At 31.1% G+C, this 1,501-nt stretch carries 1 protein-coding gene; it reads right to left on the reverse strand.

Going from position 1 to position 1,501, the window contains the following annotated elements; translation table 11 throughout:
• Positions 1-73 precede the first annotated feature (73 nt).
• On the reverse strand, positions 74-1,393 hold the full coding sequence (locus IDG60_RS13775; RefSeq protein WP_001557163.1) for an ISL3-like element IS1181 family transposase: 1,320 nt from the start codon (positions 1,391-1,393) through the stop codon (positions 74-76).
• Between the last annotated feature and the right edge of the window lie 108 nt (positions 1,394-1,501).

Below are 1,501 nucleotides of genomic sequence, written 5' to 3' on the forward strand. Positions count from 1 at the left end.
GGTTCTCCACCAAATGTGGTGGGTATATAATTTAAAGAACTATTTTAAATTACAACTTTTAGAGTTTTTATTATTAGGCGGCCAGTCCATTATTGGGCTTGGTTGTCTTCTTTTTTTCTCCTTTGTATAAGCTGAAAATCATCATTATACGTGCTTTAAAGTTGTTGAAATTTCTGTAACCAAAAGAAATTCGCTTGATTAATTTTATCTTATTATTAATTCCTTCTATAGCACCATTATTAAATGCTGGGTAATAAATTGTATTTCTTAACATCCTTTGATGTTTTCTATAATATTTAACCACTTTCCATACACCTTTACTCACAGACTTTTTACTAACTGAATTTAAACGATTAATAAATTTAGGCCAATTACATAACCTTAGATCTTTTCTTAATCCTTGGACAAGTTCGTAGGAGCGTCGTAGTATATCGTCTTTTGAAAGCATGAATTCTACAATGTCAGATGAGCGTTTATAAGCCTTAAAAGATTTATTCCATCTGTATTTACTAAATATGGTTTTACTAGTATCCATCAATAGAACTTTCCAGTTATTCTTAAAAATTGTATAATTAGGTCCTTTTTTATTACGGTATTCATTCATAACTTGTACACGATACTTATTAAGTTCCCTATTTAAATGTTGAACGATATGGAATCTGTCAAAAATAATAGCTGCATTAGGAAATAGGTCGCGAAATAATCGGACATAGGGTTCATACATGTCAATAGTAACCGTCTTAACTTGTTGTCGATTTTTTAAATCGAATCGCTCGAAATAGGCACGCAAGAATCTTGTAGTTCTATTTTCTAAAATATCTATAACATCATGAGTATCATTATCTATAAAAATGAAACTCATTGATCCAGTTACATTTTTAACGCTTTTAAATTCATCCATAGCGATGTGTTCTGGCAAACAATTAAACGGTTTAATTCGTAATGAATTAGCCGCTTTAGTTCTAATACGACTTACAGTAGATGGAGAGATACAGTTATCTTCTGCAGTATCAATCTCTGTTTTAACTTTAGTAGCTTCTTCTATAACTTTTTGAGTAACACATCTTGAGATAAAACACGACTCATCAACAATTGACGTTTTAGCAGTAAAAGTGCCATTGCATTCTAAGCATTTAAAACGTTGTTTAGCTAAGTTGAGGTATGTGTTATACCCTTGAGTTTTAAGTAAAGTAATACGAGAAACACGCTTACCATGTTTATGAATTTGTCCTTCATTTTTAACTCCACAACAATAACAGGCCGAAGGCTTATACGTTAGTACAGCATTAACCACTGTTGCTTTTTTTCCTTTGATAATGACGTCAATTTCTTGGTTTATATATTTTATATTTTCATCTTTTATTCTTAGTAATTCTAAGGTATCATTACACATAGGCGCACTTGTCTCCTTTAGTTTGGGTTTGGTCACTTTAAATTATAGAGGCAATTGCGCTTTTTGTGTATTAAAAAAAGCAGGAAGTTTTACCTTCCCACCATAAAA

The sequence above is a fragment of the Staphylococcus sp. EG-SA-2 genome, assembly GCF_017152085.1.

What these genes read in the sequence shown, in the direction of transcription:
- IDG60_RS13775 (WP_001557163.1), bottom strand. Translation starts at nt 1,393, where the DNA reads ATGTGTAATGATACCTTAGAATTACTAAGAATAAAAGATGAAAATATA.